The organism is Helicovermis profundi (assembly GCF_033097505.1).
In the GTDB taxonomy this organism is placed as follows: domain Bacteria; phylum Bacillota; class Clostridia; order Peptostreptococcales; family Acidaminobacteraceae; genus Helicovermis; species Helicovermis profundi.
On the sequence record NZ_AP028654.1, the window covers coordinates 2,450,742 to 2,472,712 of the forward strand.

The 21,971-nt window shown below is 27.6% G+C and carries 21 protein-coding genes and 6 tRNA genes; 1 reads left to right on the forward strand and 26 read right to left on the reverse strand.

Annotated elements, in window-relative coordinates; all coding sequences use genetic code 11:
- The first annotated feature begins 278 nt into the window (after window positions 1-278).
- Window positions 279-2,375 (forward strand): ATP-dependent helicase, encoded by a 2,097-nt coding sequence (locus AACH12_RS10975; protein WP_338535457.1) that lies wholly within the window; start codon window positions 279-281, stop codon window positions 2,373-2,375.
- Between the two features lie 7 nt (window positions 2,376-2,382).
- On the opposite strand, the gene AACH12_RS10980 is transcribed toward AACH12_RS10975, so the two are convergent.
- From AACH12_RS10980 to AACH12_RS11105, 26 genes are all read right to left on the reverse strand, one after another.
- The gene (locus AACH12_RS10980; protein ID WP_338535458.1) at window positions 2,383-3,057 is read right to left on the reverse strand and encodes a HesA/MoeB/ThiF family protein; all 675 of its coding nucleotides are present in this window, start codon (window positions 3,055-3,057) and stop codon (window positions 2,383-2,385) included.
- Window positions 3,058-3,282, reverse strand: coding sequence for a MoaD/ThiS family protein (locus tag AACH12_RS10985; protein WP_338535459.1), 225 nt, complete (start codon window positions 3,280-3,282; stop codon window positions 3,058-3,060).
- A gap of 1 nt (window position 3,283) precedes the next feature.
- Window positions 3,284-5,080: an aldehyde ferredoxin oxidoreductase family protein gene (locus AACH12_RS10990; RefSeq protein WP_338535460.1), complete on the reverse strand. Its 1,797-nt coding sequence runs from the start codon at window positions 5,078-5,080 to the stop codon at window positions 3,284-3,286.
- A 379-nt stretch (window positions 5,081-5,459) separates the two neighbouring features.
- A complete protein-coding gene (locus AACH12_RS10995) occupies window positions 5,460-7,337 on the reverse strand; it encodes a sigma-54 interaction domain-containing protein (RefSeq protein ID WP_338535461.1) in 1,878 nt (625 codons plus the stop codon).
- A complete protein-coding gene (locus AACH12_RS11000; RefSeq protein ID WP_338535462.1) occupies window positions 7,330-7,809 on the reverse strand; it encodes a regulatory protein RecX in 480 nt (159 codons plus the stop codon). Before AACH12_RS11000 ends, AACH12_RS10995 begins: the two co-directional genes overlap by 8 nt.
- 49 nt (window positions 7,810-7,858) lie before the next feature.
- Window positions 7,859-8,620, reverse strand: a complete 762-nt coding sequence (locus AACH12_RS11005; protein WP_338535463.1) for a hypothetical protein — start codon at window positions 8,618-8,620, stop codon at window positions 7,859-7,861.
- A gap of 168 nt (window positions 8,621-8,788) precedes the next feature.
- Window positions 8,789-9,145 (reverse strand): hypothetical protein, encoded by a 357-nt coding sequence (locus AACH12_RS11010; protein WP_338535464.1) that lies wholly within the window; start codon window positions 9,143-9,145, stop codon window positions 8,789-8,791.
- Between the two features lie 9 nt (window positions 9,146-9,154).
- Window positions 9,155-9,484 (reverse strand): winged helix-turn-helix domain-containing protein, encoded by a 330-nt coding sequence (locus tag AACH12_RS11015; protein WP_338535465.1) that lies wholly within the window; start codon window positions 9,482-9,484, stop codon window positions 9,155-9,157.
- Window positions 9,481-10,884 (reverse strand): alpha/beta fold hydrolase, encoded by a 1,404-nt coding sequence (locus AACH12_RS11020; protein ID WP_338535466.1) that lies wholly within the window; start codon window positions 10,882-10,884, stop codon window positions 9,481-9,483. Before AACH12_RS11020 ends, AACH12_RS11015 begins: the two co-directional genes overlap by 4 nt.
- A 92-nt stretch (window positions 10,885-10,976) precedes the next feature.
- Window positions 10,977-11,414 carry a GNAT family N-acetyltransferase gene (locus AACH12_RS11025; RefSeq protein ID WP_338535467.1) on the reverse strand — a complete coding sequence of 146 codons (438 nt, stop codon included), beginning with the start codon at window positions 11,412-11,414 and terminating at the stop codon, window positions 10,977-10,979.
- 79 nt (window positions 11,415-11,493) lie between these two features.
- Window positions 11,494-12,444, reverse strand: coding sequence for a 3'-5' exoribonuclease YhaM family protein (locus tag AACH12_RS11030; protein WP_338535468.1), 951 nt, complete (start codon window positions 12,442-12,444; stop codon window positions 11,494-11,496).
- 140 nt (window positions 12,445-12,584) lie between these two features.
- Complete coding sequence (locus tag AACH12_RS11035) at window positions 12,585-13,325, reverse strand: peptidylprolyl isomerase (RefSeq protein WP_338535469.1); 741 nt, start codon at window positions 13,323-13,325, stop codon at window positions 12,585-12,587.
- A 121-nt stretch (window positions 13,326-13,446) separates the two neighbouring features.
- Window positions 13,447-13,530, reverse strand: a tRNA-Leu gene (locus AACH12_RS11040).
- 4 nt (window positions 13,531-13,534) lie between these two features.
- Window positions 13,535-13,610, reverse strand: a tRNA-Lys gene (locus AACH12_RS11045).
- A 9-nt stretch (window positions 13,611-13,619) separates the two neighbouring features.
- Window positions 13,620-13,694: transfer RNA gene (locus AACH12_RS11050), tRNA-Gln, on the reverse strand.
- A 9-nt stretch (window positions 13,695-13,703) separates the two neighbouring features.
- Window positions 13,704-13,779: transfer RNA gene (locus tag AACH12_RS11055), tRNA-His, on the reverse strand.
- A 95-nt stretch (window positions 13,780-13,874) separates the two neighbouring features.
- A tRNA-Arg gene (locus AACH12_RS11060) sits at window positions 13,875-13,951 on the reverse strand.
- Between the two features lie 16 nt (window positions 13,952-13,967).
- Window positions 13,968-14,044: transfer RNA gene (locus AACH12_RS11065), tRNA-Pro, on the reverse strand.
- Window positions 14,045-14,106: 62 nt separating this feature from the next.
- Window positions 14,107-14,589: a metallophosphoesterase gene (locus tag AACH12_RS11070; protein ID WP_338535470.1), complete on the reverse strand. Its 483-nt coding sequence runs from the start codon at window positions 14,587-14,589 to the stop codon at window positions 14,107-14,109.
- Window positions 14,590-14,640: 51 nt separating this feature from the next.
- Window positions 14,641-15,246: an XTP/dITP diphosphatase gene (locus AACH12_RS11075; protein ID WP_338535471.1), complete on the reverse strand. Its 606-nt coding sequence runs from the start codon at window positions 15,244-15,246 to the stop codon at window positions 14,641-14,643.
- 30 nt (window positions 15,247-15,276) lie between these two features.
- A complete protein-coding gene (rph, locus tag AACH12_RS11080) occupies window positions 15,277-15,993 on the reverse strand; it encodes a ribonuclease PH (RefSeq protein WP_338535472.1) in 717 nt (238 codons plus the stop codon).
- 285 nt (window positions 15,994-16,278) lie between these two features.
- On the reverse strand, window positions 16,279-17,442 hold the full coding sequence (locus AACH12_RS11085; RefSeq protein WP_338535473.1) for a PP2C family protein-serine/threonine phosphatase: 1,164 nt from the start codon (window positions 17,440-17,442) through the stop codon (window positions 16,279-16,281).
- 25 nt (window positions 17,443-17,467) lie between these two features.
- A complete protein-coding gene (locus AACH12_RS11090) occupies window positions 17,468-17,785 on the reverse strand; it encodes an STAS domain-containing protein (protein ID WP_338535474.1) in 318 nt (105 codons plus the stop codon).
- Entirely contained in the window at window positions 17,778-18,203 is a 426-nt protein-coding gene (locus AACH12_RS11095; protein ID WP_338535475.1) for an ATP-binding protein, read from the reverse strand. Before AACH12_RS11095 ends, AACH12_RS11090 begins: the two co-directional genes overlap by 8 nt.
- 101 nt (window positions 18,204-18,304) lie before the next feature.
- The gene (locus tag AACH12_RS11100) at window positions 18,305-20,401 is read right to left on the reverse strand and encodes an N-acetylmuramoyl-L-alanine amidase (protein WP_338535476.1); all 2,097 of its coding nucleotides are present in this window, start codon (window positions 20,399-20,401) and stop codon (window positions 18,305-18,307) included.
- 16 nt (window positions 20,402-20,417) lie between these two features.
- Window positions 20,418-21,965 (reverse strand): ABC transporter substrate-binding protein, encoded by a 1,548-nt coding sequence (locus AACH12_RS11105; protein WP_338535477.1) that lies wholly within the window; start codon window positions 21,963-21,965, stop codon window positions 20,418-20,420.
- Between the last annotated feature and the right edge of the window lie 6 nt (window positions 21,966-21,971).

The following is a 21,971-nucleotide window of genomic DNA, read 5'->3' on the forward strand; positions in this document are numbered from 1 at the left end:
AACATCTAGATTTTTATTAGTCATAGCTTCTTATAAGTTAGTTTTATCCGATGCCTTAGAGTTCTAATACCCACACTTCTTAAAAAAGTGGGGGATAAAGAACTCTAAAAAGGCCCTGAATTATGTTTTCTAAGATTCAGTGGGAGTAAAAACTCCCCCTGAATCCAAGAAATTCATTTATATAGTTCTATATATACTGATTTTGTTTTCTAGAAAATATGCGACAATTTCATTAGTTTATGATATTATAATTCTATATTTTACCAATGAGGTGTCTAATGGATATACTAAGAAAAATTGAAGTTCAAACAGATTTAAAATTTAACGAAGAACAAATTAAAGCTATAATGCATTTTAGTGGGCCTGCTCTTACACTTGCCGTTCCCGGCAGTGGTAAAACAACACTCCTACTCGCAAGGACAATTAATTTAATAGAAAAATATAAGGTAAAGGCTTCATCAATACTTACAATTACCTTTAGTAAAGCTGCTTCTTTAGATATGAATAGAAGATATGAAAAAGTATTTTATGATTCATTTCCATACAAAATTAAATTTTCAACAATTCATAGTTTTTGCTATCAAATTTTTAAGGCTTATTGTAAGAAAAAAAATTTGAAATATACATTAATCGAAACTAATAGCTATCTATCAAAGCAAAAAATTCTTAGCAAAATATATTTGGATTTAAATAAATCTTATATCACCGAAGATAAATTAGAAGAATTATCTAATTCTATTAGTTTTATAAAAAATATGCTTATTGATACTGAAAATATCGAAGACGAAATTACAACATTTTCTAACCTTAAGAATATTTTTATAGAATATGAAAATTTTAAATCAAAGAATATGTATATTGATTTTGATGATATGCTAACTTTAACATTTGATATTTTGAAAAACCATCCTAAAGCACTTGAATACTATAGAAAAAAATACGATTTTATTCAAGTAGATGAAACTCAAGATACAAGTAAAATACAACATGAAATCATTAAATTAATAGCTAATAATAACAAAAATGTTTTTATGGTTGCTGATGATGATCAAAGTATTTATGGATTTAGAGGTGCTTATCCTGAAATGCTACTAAATTTCTCTAAAGAATACAAGAATGCATCAATTTACTATTTAAAAACTAATTACAGAAGTTATTCAAATATTATTGATGTTTGTAATGATTCAATAAAATCAAATACTATTCGTTATAAAAAAGAAATAAAAGCTCATTTTGAAGCAAAAGGTAATGTTGAAATTATTAATTTTGATAGCACTTTTGATAGAAATAACTTTATAATAAATCAACTTAAAAAAAATACGTCCGAAGACTATGGTATTCTTTATAGAAATAATATATCAGGAATTTCTGTAGCAAATGAACTAGAATTAAAAAATATATCTTTTAATATAAGAGATAGTAAATTATTATTATTTAAACACTGGGTAACAAAAGATATTAAACTCATTCTCTCTCTTAGCTTAATCACGCAAGACTTATCTACTTTTGAAGACGTTTATTATAAAATTAATGGTTATATCTCTAAAAAAATGATTCAATTTGTAAAACTAAATCATAGGAATCGCAATGTATTTGACGTTCTTTTAGAATACCCCGATTTAAAAAAGCATCAAATAACTAAGCTAAAATCTATTAGAAGTCACTTTCAACTTCTAGCTAAATCAAAACCTGCTGATGCTATTAGAATAATAGAAGAAGAATTAGGTTACACTGAATTTCTAAGCACCCGCTCTGATGTAGATGACTATTCATTCTTGTCTCTTGTAAACATTATTGTGATACTAAAAGAAATTGCTTCTTCATGTGACTCTATATTAAGTTTTTTTGAAAGGCTTGATACTCTTGAAGAATTCTTAAACTCTAATTCAAAAAACTATTATGCAAATACAAAACTTTCAACTATTCATTCTGCAAAGGGACTTGAATATGATAATGTTTTTATTATTGATGCTGAAAACGAACTTTTCCCAAATGGTAGTGCAGTTTCTAAATTCAAAAAAAATATAATTTCTCCACTTGAAGAAGAAAGAAGATTGTTTTATGTTGGAATTTCAAGAGCTAAAAAGACACTTAGAATTCTTAATGTAAAATTTAAAAACGGTACTTATGTAAAACCATCTATATTCACTAATGAAATATCAAAGAATAATAACATTGTAATAAAAACCATTAAAACTAAAAAAAATAACGACAACCTTAAATTTAATATAGGCGATGTCGTTATTCATAATGTTTTTGGTGAAGGTGTAGTTAAAGATTCATCTAGCAATATTGTAAAAGTAGAATTCAATAAATCTATAAAAGAACTTTCCACAAATGTTGTAATAGAATACGGACTTATGAAATTAAAATAATTATAAACTATTCAAATTCAATAATTTCATAGTCTTGAAGTAGCGTATCTATTAATAGTAATTTTCCATTTAGTAAACTGCCTTTTTTAAGAAGATATTTTATAACTTCTGAAACTTGAATTGAAGCTACTAAAGCAGGTGTAAAAGAAGGACTACCTTTTTTAAGGTCACCTTCTTTATTTTTTGCATATATCTTGCCAAGCGTTTTTTCGCCTGGCAAGATAGTTGAAACTTGTCCATACCAACTTGAAATCGCACCATAAATAAAGGTAATTCCAAGTTTTTCACATGCATTATTAACTACAAACCTACTAGCAATATCATCCAGTCCATCTACCACTAGACTATGTCCTTTAATTAATTCTATTACATTTTTTTTATCTATTTTTTTAGTAAAAGCATTAATTATTACTTTAGAATTAATGTTAATTGCCCTTTCTTTAGCTACATCGACTTTGAATTTTCCAATTACAAATTCATCAGAATATATTTGCCTATTTAAATTGCTCATATCAAATTTATCAAAATCAATTATAGTAATTTCTCCGATACCAATTCTTACAAGCATTTCTAATATATATTCTCCAAGACCACCAAGACCAAGAATAACCACTTTAGAATTAATAAGAATTTTCATATCTATTTCTGATAACATATCATGGTTTCTTTTGTATCTTTCCATTTATCCACCTCCAACTGGAGGAAATAAGGAAACCTTGTCTTCATCTTCTAAAAGACTATTAAATTTGCCATCTCGACCATTTATTAATAAAATAGCAACATCGTCTTTTGATATATTTAGATATTCTAGTACATCAGTAACCTTTATTTCAGAATCAAATTCTTTTACCTTAGTTTTAAATCTTCCTTGCCTAAATGTAGCAAATAATCTAATTTCTATTTTCATTTTACTTAATTCCAAGCTTGGCTATTGTTTCTTTAGTTGGAATTCCATCTTCACTCCATCCTCTTGCCTTATAATACTCTGGAAGTAATTGATCTAATTTATTAACCCAACCTTTAGACGGACCTTCTGAAATTGGATCTTCTAGTAATCTCTTTGGAAGTGTATCCTCACTTGGTGCTATTCCTGCTTCAAGGTTAAATAATTTCTCCAAATTCCAAATTCTGTCCCCTGATTCCAAAATACTGTCCGCAGTATGATTAGTTCCACAAACTGAATTTACTAAATCTGCATATTCTTTAGCGCCTAAAGCAAAAGACGTAAATAAACAAAGTCCTAATGAATCAATTGATGCAGTTAAATCTTGGAATACTTTAGCCCATACAGCTTTACCGTCTAAAGCAAATCTATCAAGTTTTTCAGGAAGACCTAGTATCTCAGGTGAAATTAAATAACCTCTTACGTGACATCCACCTCTATTTGATGTTGCATATGCCAGACCTTGTCCTTGAATTCCTCTTGGGTCATAAGCTGGAATTTCAAGTTTTTTAACTGTCATAGACAATTCTTTAGCACCATAACTATCTGTAAGTCTATATGAGCCCATTGCAAGTTTTTTTCCAAGGCCTTCGGAAAGTCCCATCTTTTTAGTCCATGTTACAATTGAATCAGCGTTTCCAAATTCTAATTTATCACCATCAAATTCTTCTTCTTTTATAATACCTCTTTCATATAATTCCATAGCAGATGCTAGTGTTGAACCCGCAGAAATTGTATCAAGTCCCATTTCATTACACCAATGATTTGCTTCAATAATTTTTCCGTAATCAGAGATACCACAATCAGCTCCAAATGCCCATATTGTTTCGTATTCAGGTCCTCCGCCTTCTCCATTTTCACCGATTCTAACATATCTACCACAGCCAATTGGACAACCATAACAAGCTGTAGTCTTAATAAGGTGTTTTTCAACCATTGTTTCTCCGCTAATATCTTCCGCCTTATCATAAACTGAACCTTGAAAGTTTTTTACTGGAAATGCGCCATTTTCATTAATTATATTTACTAATACTGCAGTTCCATAAGTTGGTAAGCCTTGTCCAGTTACACCATTCTCACGAATTTTAGCTAGTGCATCTTTATAAACTAATTTTAACTTATCTTTATCAAATATATTTGGTCTATTACTACCTTTAACTGAAATACCTTTTAGGTTTTTTGAACCCATTACTGCGCCAACACCACTTCTTCCAGCTGCTCTATCTTTATCGTTCATTATTGCAGCAATATAAGAAAGTTTTTCTCCAGCAGGTCCTATTGTCATAATTTTGGCCCTATCTGGACTTTCATCTGCAATTATATCTGTAGCTTCCGATACATATTTACCCCAAACATGATTGGCTTTTCTAATTTCAACTTTATCGTCAACAATACTAATATAAACAGGTTCTTTTGCTTTACCTTCAATAACAATTACATCATAACCTGCAAATTTTAATTCCGCACCCCAAAATCCACCTGAATTTGAACTTGCAATAGTTCCTGATAGAGGCGATTTTGTAATAACCATATATCTTCCACCAGTTGGAGTTGCAGTTCCAGTAAGCGGACCAGTAACAATAAATATTTTGTTTTCTTCACTAAAAGGATCTACTTTAGGACCAACTTCATCGTAAAAAAGTTTACTTCCAAGACCTCTACCACCTATGTATTTCTTTGCTAATTCCAAGTCTAGCTCTTCTACTTTTGTAGTGCCTTCACTTAAATTTACTCTTAACACTTTACCATTATAACCGTACATAATATTCCTCCCTTTTGTTTTTAGGTTTCTATATTTTCTAGGAAGTTATATTGCAAATAGTATGCCAAAATTACGTATTTTACTAAATTACTCTCTTAAATATATAATAAATAACACTATTGTCATATTTCTAGAATTATTATGCCTATATATTAGCTTTATAATATAAAAAGACTATAATTTAGTATTATTATTACTAAATTATAGTCTTTTCAAATTTTTATAATTTTTTTCTCCACACAAATTTGTTCCAATTTCGAACACTTAGTAATACTAAATCTTAAAGCCTTTAATTGCAAAATATAGAAATAAATAATTACGTTCCTTTTTAGAACACTGTTACAGATTAGAACACTTCTTTGCAAAAGACATAGTGTTTTTAAATACTTGTATCAATTTTATATTTTTTCATTTTTCTATATAAAGTATTTCTTCCAATCCCAAGTATCTTTGCTACACTCGTTATATTATATTCTTTTTCTATTAATGTCTTTATAATATATTCCTTTTCAATTTCTTCTAGTGAATAACCTAATTTCGCATTTAAAAAATTTAATGACTTATTTTCTTTAGTTTGTTTTAACGTTTCAATCGGTATTCTCTCAGCATTAATTGCATGTTCTACAAAATTTTCGAGTTCTCTAACATTTCCTTTCCATGAATAATTTTTTAAACTTGCCATTAGGTTAAAATCAACTTCAACAATATTTTTATTTAATTTTTTAGATGTTTTTTTCATAAAATGTTCAATAAATAAAGGAATATCCTCTTTTATCTCCCTAAGTGGAGGAAGTTTCAGCGGAAGAACGTTTAACCTATAATATAAATCTTTTCTAAATTTACCATTTACGACGTCATCTTCTAAATTTGAATTGGTAGCAGCAATTAATCTTACATCTACAACCATTTCTTTAAGTCCACCTACTCTACATACTACGCCTTCTTCAATAACTCTTAAAAGTTTTGATTGCATATCAAGTGGCATTTCACCTATTTCATCTAAAAAAAGAGTTCCACCATCAGCAATTTCAAACTTTCCGGGTTGTCCACTTTTTTTTGCTCCTGTAAAAGCACCTTCTTCATATCCAAAAAGTTCAGTTTCAATTAAGTTTTTTGGTATTGCCGCGCAGTTCAGCGCAACAAATGATTCATTTTTTCTTACTCCATAATTATGTATAGATTGAGCAAAACTCTCTTTTCCAGTACCACTTTCGCCTAGTATTAATACAGTAGATTTGCTATCGGAAATTTTCATAGCCATTTTTTTTACATCTTTTATTTTTTTTGATTTTCCTATTATTTTATCAAAAGTATAGATTGCATGTCTTCCCATAATATCATTTGCAAGTTTTCTAATTTTTTTTATATCTTTAAATATTAGTATAATATTTTTTACTTCGCCTAAAGTATCATATATAGGGTATACTGTTAGAGAATACATTAATTTATTTCTCTTTGTATTAACAAATACTTCTTTGTCGCTGTAGTTTTCATTGTTATACACACTTGAAGTCATATCATTCCAGCCTTTAAATAAACGCCAAGCTTTAAAAGAATCAAGCTCCTTCGAACTAAATCCAAACATTTCTTTAATATATCTATTGTATGATTTAATATTCCCTTCCAAATCGCAAGTTAGTATACCAGAATTAATAAAATCCATTATTGTTTCAGAATATTTTTTTTCTAAAGCTAAACTTTCATTTGCTTCTTCTTTTTCAATAATTTTTGTAATTGAGTTTGCTATTGATATTGCAATTCCAAGCGTATGTGGATGCATAAATTCTTTATAACCTGTAATATCAATTATACCAAGCATTTTCCCACTTTTATTTATTATCGGTGAGGCTGAACATGTCCATTTTCGGTAAGCCAAAATATAATGATCATCACCTGAAATTTGTATAGGCTTTTTTTCAGATATTACAAGAGACATTGCATTTGTTCCAATACTATCTTCATTCATATAAGCGCCCGGAATCATCTTCATATTTTTAGCAACTTCCATTATTTCGCCTTCGCCAAAAGTCATTAAAATACAGCCATTTGGATCCGTTAATATTCCAAAAAATTTAGAATCACTATAATAATTATTAATGTCATCAATAAATTTTTTTGAAATGTCTATGATATACTTATTTTCTTCTATTTTCTTATGTAATTCACTTTGATTAATTATTTTCTTAGAAATAATTTGATTTTTACTTAATTTCATATTTTCACATCTTATATGAGAATTTTTTATTATATCATTCATAATAATTACTCCTTTTAATCCCAAGTTCTTCAAATACTCTTTTTACAGTACTATAGCTATATCCTTTTCTACTTAATAAGCCCATCAATCTATTATATTTTTTTTCAAATGGTATATCTCCATATTGATTAAATTTTTTTATAGCGATTTCTTTAGCAGCTAAAAATTCCTCATCTTCTCCAACATAACTTAATACATTTTCAATTATTTCTTTACTAATACCTTTTCTAAATAATTCTTGTTTAAGCCTGTTTTTACCATATCTTTCAATTCTAAATTCTACATACTTCTCTGTAAATTCTACATCATTAATTAAATTTAATTTTTTTAATTTTAATAGGACTTCATCTATAACACTCTTTTCATATTCTTTTGTAGTCATTTTATCTCTTATTTCTTTTTCAGTTCTATCTCTATAGCTCAGAACGTTTAATGCATAATTAAATCCTTTTTTTACTTCATTTTCTCTCATAAATTCCTCTTTATTTTAAAAAAAATAGACATAAAGTCTATTTTTAAAATTATTTTTGTGTTCTAAATCTTTTATCCTCAATTTTAATTTTAATCCAATCAATTTTCATATAATGACCAGTAAACCAGCCATAAGAGTGTGTGAAAATTCTAATATTTTTTTTATTAATATTTACTCCATTCACTTTATATTCTTTTCCATTTAAAATATAAGTTATTTTATTGTTTCTTGTATCATAAATCAACTTTTCTTCAAACCAATCATCAAAAATTGGATCTGTAACTTGATAATTATAGTCCTGTTTCCAATTTGGAGGAAGTATTCTAAAAATATCTCTACCAGGTCTTGTAGCTTTTTTATTATAATTATGCGTATATTCAACTAATACAGCACCTTCACCAAGACTTTTAACCCAATCATTGTCAATAATTTTGGGCTTTAAATTATCTGAATTTGTTTGCATTAAAGCAAATCCACCAGTAAAATGATCATTTGCATAATGAAGTTTAATCCTTCTTTCAATAGTAATAACGTCACCAGCAACTACCGGAAGTGGCTTGCTTAATAAATAAGGTCCCCTATCAGTTTCATCATCTTCTAGCGTTAATATACCGTTTTTAGTATTTACTCTATCATATGCAGGAAATCCAGTTTCCCATTCACCAACATACCAAAAGTCTCTATTTATTGTATTAAAATCATCTTCATAAGTAAAAGCTACCTTAGTTCTATTTAAATTGTTAAATTGATAAAAATAAAAACCTATAATCAAACCTATAAATAACAATAATGCAACTATCCTCTTTATCATAAAATCATTCCTTTTGATTATTAGTGGAAATTAATAGCTGCAAGCGCTACTGAAATAAACGATGAAACCACCATAGCTCCAATAATCACAATTGTTACAATCTTCTTCATTTTATAACTCATAATTTTCTCCTTTTTTAATAGTTATCCTATATATATTATTTTATAATCAACTTAGCATACTGTCAATTTCTTCTTTAGTTAAAACAAAAATAAATTTATGCTTTTTTCCCAAATAATTTAAAAAGAATTCAATATTTAATGAATAATCAAGGTCAAAGTATATTAACAATTCATCAACATATTTCTCTAGTTTATTTGAAATAAATTTTTCCTTTACACTAACAACAATTTCTCTTTCTTCAATTTCACTTGCAATATTTTTTTTACTTGCGAAATTATAAATTTCTGAGAATACTATTTTTTTTACAGAAAAATAAATTTTAAATCTAATTATACTTTTTATAAAAATTATAATTATTGCTATACTCACTGTAACTAACAAGGCAAAAGTAATATTACTCATAATTCTCCTTTATTCAAAATTCTTTATATATATTTGATTAATAGCCTTTTCAACTTCACTGTTAAATTTTTCAAATTTCTCAATTAAGTTTTCTGCTTCCACTGTCAAGTGTGATCCACCACCACCAAGACCACCACTGCTTCGTTTTAATATTTTTATATTTAAATTTGATTCTATATTTTTTACTATTTTAAGCGCTTTCGTATATGACATATTCATATCATTAGAAGCTTTCCTAAGTGAACCAAATTCTTTAGTTTTAGCTAATAACATCATAGGTCCTATTCCAAACACCTTTATATTGTTTTCTATAATCCAAATTTTATACTCATAATTCATTTTTTTACTCCAATTGCCTTAAAGATATCATTATTTTCATTTATATACGACATAAGTTTTGACTCTGTATTCTTCTTTAATAAATAATAATCAAAATAATTTAAAATAAAAGCATTGTTTTTCTTGTGATTTAAATTGTAATTGTCAGTTTTAGAAATTTTAAACAATTTTGACATTAGTCCAAGTTCACCCAAGTCTGTGAAATCTTGATGAGAAAATTTATTTACTTTATATACCTTTGAATTTACACAATTATTAATCTCGCAAATTCTAAATATATATCTTGTGTTTTCTGAATTATACCATTCATCTGAAATTAATACTGAAGTTGGTTTGTTAAATCCATATTTTACGAATTTGCTACTGATTGGTTCAATCCAAGGATCAAGTGCAATAACCGATTTCACTCTATCATCCTTTTCAAGTAAAAGAGCTGCACTACCACCAATAGAATGACCAAGGAGTGCAATGTTATTTACATCAATTTTGTTTTTAAAATCTAAATTACTTTTTACAGAATTAAGTTTTTTTAATCCTTCAATTGTAAGCATAATATCTTTTTTGTAAATATCTATAATATTTTTTCCAAAAGAAAAATAATCCAAATCATCATTACTGAATAAGTTATCATCTAAATATATATTTTTATTATCAATATTCGTTACAATTGAACCATAAGTATGATTTATAACTGCAACCAAGTATCCATTTGAGGCAAGTTTTTCAGCTAGCGAAGTCTGAAAATCTCCAAGACTAGCAAAACCGTGAGAAATTATTACTACTGGCATTTTTTCTACGTTATTACTTACCTCTACATTTTTATATGAATTAGTTTTTATATTTCCTATATAACTTACAAAAAATTTAGGTATTTTATACTTAGCAAATATGTATTTTTCTAAGCCATCTATATTATCAATCCATCTATTTCTTTCTTTTGAAATTGAATCTGATGGATAATATAATTTTACTGAAATTTTCCTGTTTTCATTTTTACTTAAAATTTCTTTTCGCAGCGGATCAATCATTGTATAAATCTTATTTCCAACATAATATTTTCCTTTATATATTTTAAAATCATTTAATGGAAAAATAATAGACGAAAATAAAAAAGAAGCAATTAAAACTGTTACAATCCTTCGACTCAATTTATGTGAAACTTTAAGGTTTTTATTTTTATATATAAATCCAATATAAATAAGAAGAATATAGGTTATTATAATGAGTAATATGAGTGGTATAAGCTGCCATCTAAAGGTATCATAAATTATTAAATACACAGAAACAAACGACAAAAAGATAAAACCTATAAAGGCTTTATCAAAAAAAATATTTCTTAAATTCTTAAATACATAAATAAAAAATAAAACAAACGCTATTAAAATTTCTATAATATTCAAAGTATCACCTGTAATAATTTTTTTACTTACAAAACGCAAAAGACCTTATTTGCGTTTTGTAAGTTATTTACTTAACTATAACACAAATATAATCACATATATATACTTAATTTTACCCATTCATTAGATTCATCATCAGCACTAAAACCTACTCTTTCAAAAATCCGTCTTGAATGAATATCTTCAGATTTTAAAATTGTATACAATGATTCACCAGAAAATTGGTAATAATCAATTAAAAATTCTACGCATTCACTAACAAAATCAAAGCCTAACCCTTTACCTAGCAAATCAGGTAATAAGGCGCACCCCATATCAATATCATCATCTTCATCAAAAGAACATTCAATAAATCCAGCTAATTCCTCATCTTCATCTAGAGCAACGAAAAACTCACATGATTTTTTTTCTAAAAGTCGATCCAAATCAACATTATTTTTCTCTATATCGTAGCACGAATAGTCATTTTGATTTTTCCAATTTATTATTTTATCAACATCTTCATCCTTAATCAGTCGAAAATCAAACATACTGTTTTCTCCTTCCCTAAAAAAATAATATAACAATTAATATTATTCTTTTATTACCCGAAAAAAAAGCAAACTAACTCTATTTATTAAATTTTGATTTATAAAGTCTTCTCCTATCAAGAACATAAACTCCATCTGTAAATTCACCCGTGTCTACACTACTTAAAGCTTTATCCATATCGTACATTCTAGCGTCAATCATATCAATATAGTGTAATAGTTCACCTTCAGGTATAAGCGGTTTTTTAGGACTTCCAAACTCTGGTTCATAGTGATGAGACAAAATCATATGCTGAATTAACGAAGAAATTTCTTCATCAACATTTAATTTTTTTGCAGCCTCATCTACTTTTTTTATACCCATAATCAGATGTCCAAGTAATTGTCCATTAAATGAATAACTCGAAACAATACCCATTTCATCCGAAATCATCTCATTTATTTTCTCCATATCATGTAAAATTATCCCTGCATAAAGTAAATCGCTATCAATATTAGGATAAACCTTAACTAAACCTTTACCTACTTTAAGCATTCTTAAAATATGATAAAGTAAACCAGCTCTAATACTATGGTGATTACTTTTAGCCGCAGGATAATACATTAACTTTTCCTTATTTTCAGTTAAAAAATATTGAACTAATTTTTTTACATCATTATTTTCCATAAGGTCTGTAAGCTCAAAAATCTCCTTATACATAAGGCTAGGCTCAATTGGAGCTGAAGGAACTAACTCGTTTATATCCACATTGTCTGCATCATTTTTAAGCCTTATTTTTGAAATTTTTAACTGCTTATTATTTTGCCATAAAGTTACTACACCTTTAACTTTAACTATGGCGCCAGTTTTATAAAGATCTATCATTTCGTCTTTTATATCCCAAACTTTAGAATTCATTTGTCCAGTTTTATCCGATAATGTCATATCAAAATACTTTTTATTATTTGATGAAGTCTTTAAATTTAAATCTTTGATTATAAAAAAAGATTGAATATCATCTCCAACTTCGAATTCTATTATATTTTTCATTCACGACTCCTTTTACTAAACTCACTAATACCATCCTCTATAATAATAACACTTAGTTTTAAAATCTCAAAACAAAAAAATAACTAAGAAAATATATTCTTAGTTATTTTTATTATATTGATTTAACAATTAATTTAAAATTATAATATTTCTACTGTATATTTTGATTTTAACTCTGCAACTTTTGCAAGATAAGCTTCAGATTGTTTTTTTGCTGTTAAAGTTTTTAATAAATCCATTCTCATCTCTTCTAATCCTTTAGAAGATGCTTCTTTTCTATCAACAACTTTAATTATATGATATCCAAATTGTGTTTTAACCGGCTCACTTATTTGATTTAATTCTAATGCAAATGATGCTTCTTCAAACTCTGGTACCATTTGACCCTTACCAAAGAATCCTAAATCTCCACCTTTTTCTTTTGATGGACAACTTGAATATTTTTTTGCTGCGTCTTCAAACGAAAGTCCACCATTAATTTCTTCAATGATATCATTTGCTTTTGTTTCATCATCTATCAAAATATGATGCGCATTTACTGTTTCTGGTGCTGTAAATTCATTCTTATGTGCTTCATAATACGCTTCTACTTCGCCATCTTCAACTTTTACACCCATCACTGTTTGTCCAATCATATATTGCTTGATTAAAGAAATTTTAGCTTTTTCTAATTCGCTTTTGAAAGCTTCATCTTCATCAGCTTTTATCTCTTTTCCATGAGAGTAAAATAATTCTTCATTAATTAATTCATCAAGTAATCTTTTTTCCCCTTCAGGATTTGCAAATTGCATAGCTTGATTTCCTAAATGACTAATAAGTACATCCATATCTTTTTGAGTAATTTCTCTTCCATCTACTTTAGCAATTATTTTATTTTCCATAATAACCTCCATTAAAATATAATTTATATTAATATCCATTAACACAACGTATGAATATATAATAACAAAAGAATTTATATGTGTCTACCAATAAAAAAAAACTCTGTAAACAGAGTTTTTGTGGTGCGGGTGGAGGGACTTGAACCCCCACGTACAAGACACTAGATCCTAAGTCTAGCGCGTCTGCCAATTCCGCCACACCCGCATATTGGTGATCCATCCGCGACTTGAACGCGGGACACCCTGATTAAAAGTCAGATGCTCTACCAACTGAGCTAATGGACCATATTTTTTTGGCTGGGGATACAGGACTTGAACCTGTGGTGACGGAGTCAAAGTCCGCTGCCTTACCGACTTGGCTAATCCCCAAAATATAAATGGGGCGGCTGATGGGGTTCGAACCCACGCATGCAGGAGCCACAATCCTGTGTCTTAACCACTTGACTACAACCGCCATATAAATTAGCATTTTTTTCATAATAAAAATTTACCATTATCTAAAAAACACTTCAGGAACTTAACACTTTCGTCTCCATCCAAAAATAAAAATGGTGCAACCGCGGGGATTCGAACCCAGGACCTACGCCTTAGAAGGGCGTTGCTCTATCCAGCTGAGCTACGGATGCACATAATTATATTTAATGGTCGGGGTGACAGGATTCGAACCTACGACCCTCTGGTCCCAAACCAGATGCGCTACCAAACTGCGCTACACCCCGTTGCCAACAGAAGTAATTATATATCATAATTTTGTTTACGTCAACACTTTTTTTTTATTATTTTATATTTCATATAAAAATGATTCAAAAGCGTTGCCATTAACCGTTATAACGGCATATGATTTTCCGAGTTTTCCTCTTGGAAAAGATAAACTTCCTGGATTTATTATTTCTAAATCCTTTTCTTTAATAATAAAAGGCGAATGAGTATGACCAAATAATACCACATCGGCATTTAATTCTTTCGCCTTATAGTAAATGTTATTAAGACTATATTTTACACCATATTTATGTCCATGTGTTAAAAAAAATTTTATTCCTTCTATATTCAAAAGCAAATCCATATTACCACTACTCATGTAATCACAATTTCCTAAAACTGAATAAATTTTTTTATTTGTATACTTTTTTATAATTTCACAATCGCTTTTTAAATCACCTAAATGAAAAATTAAATCTATATTCTTTTTTTCTATTTCACATACAAATTTCCTTATATTTTCATCTTTTCCATGACTATCACTTAAAATCCCTATTTTTATCATATTTTTGCCTCTTTTTAAACAAACTTTGTTCAATATCTAAAAAACGTTAAATTATTTCTGATTTAAAAATTTTCCTAATTCATTTTTTAATTTAATAAGCGCATTTGCTCTGTGGCTTATAACATTTTTTTCTTCAGAAGTTAATTCAGCAAACGTTTTATCAAGTTTTGGAATATAAAACAAAGGATCATAGCCAAATCCATTACTTCCTTTTTCATTAAAACCAATAAGTCCTTCAACCTCACCCCTAACAACTAATTTACGACCATCAGTCATAAGTAGCGTAATCACAGATACAAATCTAGCAGTTCTTTTTTCAATAGGCACATTTTCTAACTCTTTTAATAATTTTTTATTATTTGCATCGTAGTCTCTGTCTTTACCTGAATACCTTGCTGAATGAATACCAGGTGCACCTTCTAAATAATCAACCATAAGCCCTGAATCGTCAGAAAGAGTACTCACACCAAGCTTTTCCATAACAGTTTTAGCTTTTATTAATGAATTTTCTTCAAATGTATGACCATCTTCAACAATATCTTTTTCACCAAAACCCGCATCATACATAGAGATTAATTCTATATTAAATTCCTTAGTAATTTCAAATATTTCTTTAAGTTTATGTTCATTGCCAGAAGCAAGTATAATTTTTTTCACAATAACCACCTTTTATTTTGTTATAGTTATTTAATAACCAAGTGCTTTCTTTTGAAATTCAATTAATTCTAGTATTCCTTTTTCTCCAAATTCTAATAATTTATTAAGTTCAGCTTTCGAAAAAGGAGCTTCTTCTCCAGTTCCTTGAATTTCTATAAACTCTCCTTTAGATGTCATAATAAGATTCATATCAACCTTGGCACTTGAATCTTCTTCATAGCATAAATCAAGTAAAACTTCACCGTTAACGATACCAACACTCACCGCAGCTATATAATCATTCATTGGAATTTCTTTTATTAAAGCTTCATTTTTAAGTTTCATAAGTGCATCCATAAGAGCTACATACGCACCCGTAATTGATGCTGTTCTTGTTCCTCCATCTGCTTGAATTACATCACAATCAATCCAAATCGTTCTTTCGCCAAGTTTTTCTAAGTCAACTATACTTCTAAGAGAACGTCCAATTAATCTTTGAATTTCCTGTGTTCTTCCATCAATTTTTCCTTTTGAGGAATTTCTTATTTTTCTTGTATGTGTAGATCTAGGTAGCATAGAATACTCTGCACTTACCCACCCTTTACCTTGACCTTTAAGAAAAGGTGGCACTTTTTCTTCAATCGTTGCAGTACAAATTACTTTAGTATTTCCTGTTTCTATTAAAACTGATCCTTCTGGATGAAGCAAATAGTTTCTTGTTATATTAAATTTCCTAAGCTCATCGTTTTGTCTTCCATCAATTCTCATGTTTCACCTCTTATTAATATTTATAATCTATACATATTATATCACTCTATTATCAATAATTGCTACTATGAATTACTTAATTCTATTCTTATTATTCAAATAAAGCAGCTGGTAATTTTCAGAATTTTTCGATTGTTTGTACGTAAAAAAAATAATAAGTTGACTCCGAGGAATCAACTTATTACTGAGAATGCTTGAAATTATTTGAATAAATTCAATCTAACATAGTTTATTATAAATCTTTTTTTCAATATGTCAAGATAAAAAATGAAATATAATATATTTTTATTTTAATCTAAGTAGCATCATCGCAACATCATCAGTATAATCACCATCTTCTGTCATATGAATTAACTTAAAATGATTAAATGCCTTTTCTAGAAATGTTTTTTGATCTTCTAGAGCTAATCTTTTATAAAGATTAGTAAACTCTTCAACAAGTGTCCAATTTTTAAAATCACTATCTTTACCCGAACTAAAAAGACCATCAGTATATACAAAAATTTCATCACCACGATTTAACTTCATCTCATAATTTTCATATCCAATTCCTTCTAATATACCAAGAAGCAATCCATTCTTATTGAGAGGTGTAACTTCTTCTTCTTCACTAATTACGATTGGATATGGCTGACCAGCATTAGAGTATGTAAATACATCATCATCTATTAGTCCTACAAAAGCGGAAAAAACAATATAGTTAAATTCACCTTCAAAGTCAAACATATCAAAAATACTATTATTCATATTTTCAAGTATTTCAGATGGAGAAGTGTCTTTAAGATTAGCATTAGATCTAAACATAACTTTAACCATAGAAGACGCCATTCCAGCCGCAATACCATGGCCAGTAACATCAGCTATTATGAACCAAATTTTCCCATCTTTCTCAAAGCAATCAAAACAATCTCCTCCAATACCCATAGACGGTTGAAACTTAATATACAAATCTAAGTTTCTAAAATTTTTATTTTTTGGAAGCATTATATTTTGAAATGCATTTGCATTTTTAAGCTCACCATTAAGGGTTTTATTAAGATTTTCAATTGTTTTTTTATGCTCATAAAGCAGTAAAGCGTTTTTAGCTTTCAAGGGAAGCATAACTTGCATATCATATTTTGAAAGTGGTTTTGTAAAATAATCGATAGCACCATCTTCAAGTGTTTTTTCAATGCTCGCAACATCACTAATAGCTGAATTCACTATAATAGGTATATCCGTTGTTTTTTCATTCAATTTAAGTTTTTTAAGAGTTTCATATCCATCTTGAACCGGCATAATCAAATCTAATATAACTAAATCAATATCAAAATCATCACAAAGCTTAACAACTTCAATACCATTTTCTGCTTCAAAAAAAACTAAATCTTTAAGTTTTTTATCAAGGATTTCAATTAGTAAAACTCTATTCATTCTTACGTCATCAGCAATTATAATGTTGTAGCCCATACAAACACCCCTATATTAAAAGCTTCTATTCATCAATATCAAAAAATTCATCTAATTTCATTAATTTAAACAATTGTTTTATATCATCACTACATCCTTCAATTCTAAAACTTTTACCTTCTTTAACAACACTCTTATATAGTCCAACCACAAAAGTAACTCCCATAGAATCAATGTTATCAATTTCAGATAAATTAAGTATAACTTCATCCAAGTCTTCAGATTCATCTTCATTATCTTCAAGAAAATCTACAATTTTTGATTTAAATTCACTTATATTTGGAGCAACTAAATCCTTTTGCATTTTAATATAAATAGCATCATTTTCAATTGTTTTAATCATTACTTACACCCCTATCTTTATTATTATTTAGTTCATAAATTGCATGAATTTTATTACCATCAACATTAACCACAAAGCCATACTTTAAAATAAGCTCCATACCTCTATTTCTTTCTCGTAAAATATCTTCAAAATCAAACTCTCTTTTTAAAGTTATCACACCTTTTCCTTCATCTTCAACTTTAAAAGATAAATATGGATAGTCATAATCGATTTCGCAAAATACATATTTCGATTCATCATTTTTGTTGCCATGCTCCACCGCATTGTTAAGCAATTCTCTTAGCATAAAACCAATCATAAAAAGAGTATTTTCACTATTTAATTCTTGAATACTTTTTAACGATTCAATTATTTCATTAACTATTATATCTACTCTTTTAAAAGTGGATAAAAAATCTGTTTTATAAATAATCATCTTATGCTCCTTACTCCTGTATTAATAGAAAAACTATTTTTCTATTAATACCCTTATTAAATATACATATTCACAAAATATTTATAAAATTTTATTATCTACTATTTAAAACTCAAAAAATCTAATATACCTTTTGCTATTGCTTTAGCTGCTTTTGTTTGGTAATCAACATTCATAAGCTTATCTTGCTCTGTAGGATTAGAAATGAAACCGAGTTCTGTAAGAATAGATGGCATTTCAGTGTGCCTAAGAACGTAAAGTCTTGGTCTTGAAACAATTCCTCTATCAAATGCTCCTAGAGAATTAATTAATTCATTTTTGGTAAATTCTGCGAATTCTTTATTCTTTAGCTTATCATTTGGATTATAAAGAACTTCAAGTCCATAAGGATTTGCATTTACATATGAATTCATATGAATACTTACAAATAAATCTGCACCCAGTGAATTTGCAATATTCGTCCTTTCTTGTAGACTTACTCTCTTATCATTATCCCTTGTTATATAAACTTTAAATCCTAGTGATTCTAATTCTTTTTTTACTTTTTTACCAACTATTAGAGCTAATGTTTTTTCATAAGTTTTTGAACCAACTGCTCCTGCATCACTTCCACCATGTCCTGGATCAATAACCACTAGAGTATTTTTATATTTTGAATTTGATAATTCTTTATTAAAAAATGATAAGGAAATATTATCTATATTATTTTTTTCAGAATTATTCTTATAGCTTGTTCCTTTAGAAAGTTTTAAACTAATTAAATAATTATTCATATCCATATCATCTATTTTTATTAAATCAACAATACTATCATCTATATCAACATTCATTTTATCAAGATTAATACTACTTTTAGGCACTTCAAGAGTTAATAATTTACTATTACTGTCATAGTTCGTTTTATAACTTCCTTTTTTATCAAAATTAATATCTAAAGTTCCGCTATCTAGTCCATTTTTAACATAATTGAAACCATTTAAAGGAGCACCTGAAACATATATATAAACTTTGTCACCAATATCTTCAACATATACGTCATCGCTTGTTTTTCCCTCACTTAAATTTACAACTACTCTTGAAACTAGATCATCTTTTTCATATTCATTTGATGGATCAAATTGTGAAAACGATACTTTTTCTATTCCATCTTTTTTAAAATCTATACTTCCAAATTTGCCAGAGTTGAACTTTAATTTTGAATTAACAATATCTACTATAACTGCATTTTTTAAATATTTTACATTTAAATCTGGAGGCGCTTGATTAGTATCTATAACAATAGCATCAGCATTATATAATTTTTCATATCTAATATCTTCAACACTATTAATAAACTCTACTACTAATTCACCTGATTTATCATCATAAAATACATCAAATCCTTTTTTTATATCCAAGTTCACTTCAAGTCTAATATTACCCGTATCTTTGATTTTATACATATTTGCACTATCAATTCCATATAATTCTATAGGTATTTTATAATAACCGTTTTTATCAAAGTTTATTTTGTCCATTTTAAAATCAACATTTTGAATATCTACAACATATTTGTTCTTTTTATTTAATTTTGTTCCATCTATGTAATAAGACGTAGTTTTAACTTTTCCAGATGTTTTAATTCTTATTTCTTTAAAATGCCTTTCTCTGTCATATACAATTGATTTAATGTACTGTTTAGGTTCATTTATTTCTACTGTTCTAGTATCGTTAATCCATTTAATTTCTTTTCCAAGTTGTTCAGTTACAAATCGTACAGGTACCATGGTTCTATACGTCCCGTTATATGCCATTAGTTTTGCAGGAATATCATTAGGAAGCTTTATTTTTTCCCCGTTGATGGTGGCATCACTAGAATTAATTTTCAATACTATCGTTTTGCTTTCAGTTGTTATTGTAACCTCTTTTGTTTTTCCGTCCCACAATATATCGTAACCCAAATTATCAGTAATAATGCTTATTGGAACAAGTGTCCTTGTATAACCCCCAAGCGAATATAAAATACCAGGAACATCTGTAACTAAATCCTCACCACTAAGCATTAAATTCACAACTGGATACGATTGTGTTTTATTTGTTTTACTATCTAAAAGATTAATATTTTCAGAAATATCTGTCGAACTTTCCCCATAAGTAAATAAAGGAATACTCAAATTAAATATTAATGAAATTATTACTACAAATACTATTTTACGCATAAATCCTCCATTATTTTTAGCGATTATTAATTCTAGTAAAATCAATAAAATTGTTATTACAGCTATTATTTAAATTAATTCTATCATCCTTTATAATCGAAAACCCTGTATAAAACAAAGGTATATGATAAGAACTTGTGTACAATTCGATGTATGCATTTGTTAAAATCTTTGAATTTCTATCCAACATATATTCGTCCAAATATTTTACATAACTTCTGCTTCCCCAATTTGTATACTCCTCATAAGAATTTGGATAAAGTGAAATTAAATAACTATCTTTTGAATTTCCTACACCATTAACTTCACCTAAAAGTATATCAAAATCTTTATTATTAATTGCACGTTTCAAATTAATTTTACTATAACCAATACTTACGATTTTAGCATCAAAATTAGTTTCAAAAATTAATTTAATAATATTTGCTATTTTTTCATTTGTTTCATTATTATAATAAATAAATTTAATGTTTTTGCCTTTCAAATTTTTAGTAGTTAAATTCATAATATAATTTTCAATATAGCCCAGTTTCGCATAATTTAGTGAACCATCAACAAAGTCATTTGTTATTAAACCCATATTTTCATTAGAATAATCTAAAATAGCCATTCTATCAAGAACTTTATTTATTTTAAATCTCTCGTATTTATTTTTTAGAACATCGGATTTTGAATTAATAAATAAAGTTTTTATTTGGTTAAAAGGCAAATATCTATAATTAGTATTTTTTAATAATTCATTTTTATTGTCTAACAAATTATATGTGCTGCTAATTACAACTTCTTCTTCTCTATTTATTTTTTCTTTTTTATCTAAATTGAGAATATTTATTTTGTCGTAATTAATATCAATATCTTTTTTATAATATTCATTTTGTATAAGAGTTACTTTATTTTCATTTCTTTTTATAGAAAGTTTATATGGACCACTAGAAATGACATCTAAATCGTTAGAAAAATCACCTTTATATTCAAAATCATTTTTATATGGAAAAAAAATAGAGCTTGAAAAAAATTTAAGTAAATCTTCATTTTTTCTATTTAATCTAACAAATAAAGTCCTATTAGATAAAACTTTATATTCACTTATACCAAGTATTTTAAATATTGAAGTTTTATTACTTTTCGAAGTTAATTTTTCTAACTTATCCCATGAAGACACAAAATCATAGGCACTTATTTTTTCCCCATTCGACCAATATGCATCTCTTAATACAAAAGTATATTCTAATTTAGAATTACTAATAATTATTTTTTCAGCAAGTGAAGGTATAACCTTAACCCCAACTTGCTTTGTTAATCCAACAAAAATATTATTAACTATTGTTTTTTCTTCATATGTTTTGGCTAGAATTGGCGAAACGCTTTCAATATTTTTTAAATTAACAACCCAATCCAAAGTTTTAATATTATTTTTTTTGCTTTGTAAACTCGATTCCTCGTTAATTCTTGTATATCCTTTTTCAGAACCTAAAAAAACTTTTTTCCCACTAGAACTACATCCAACCAATATAATTGTAATAATAAGAATGTTAAAAATAAGAATCATTATTTTTTTATTCAAAACGTT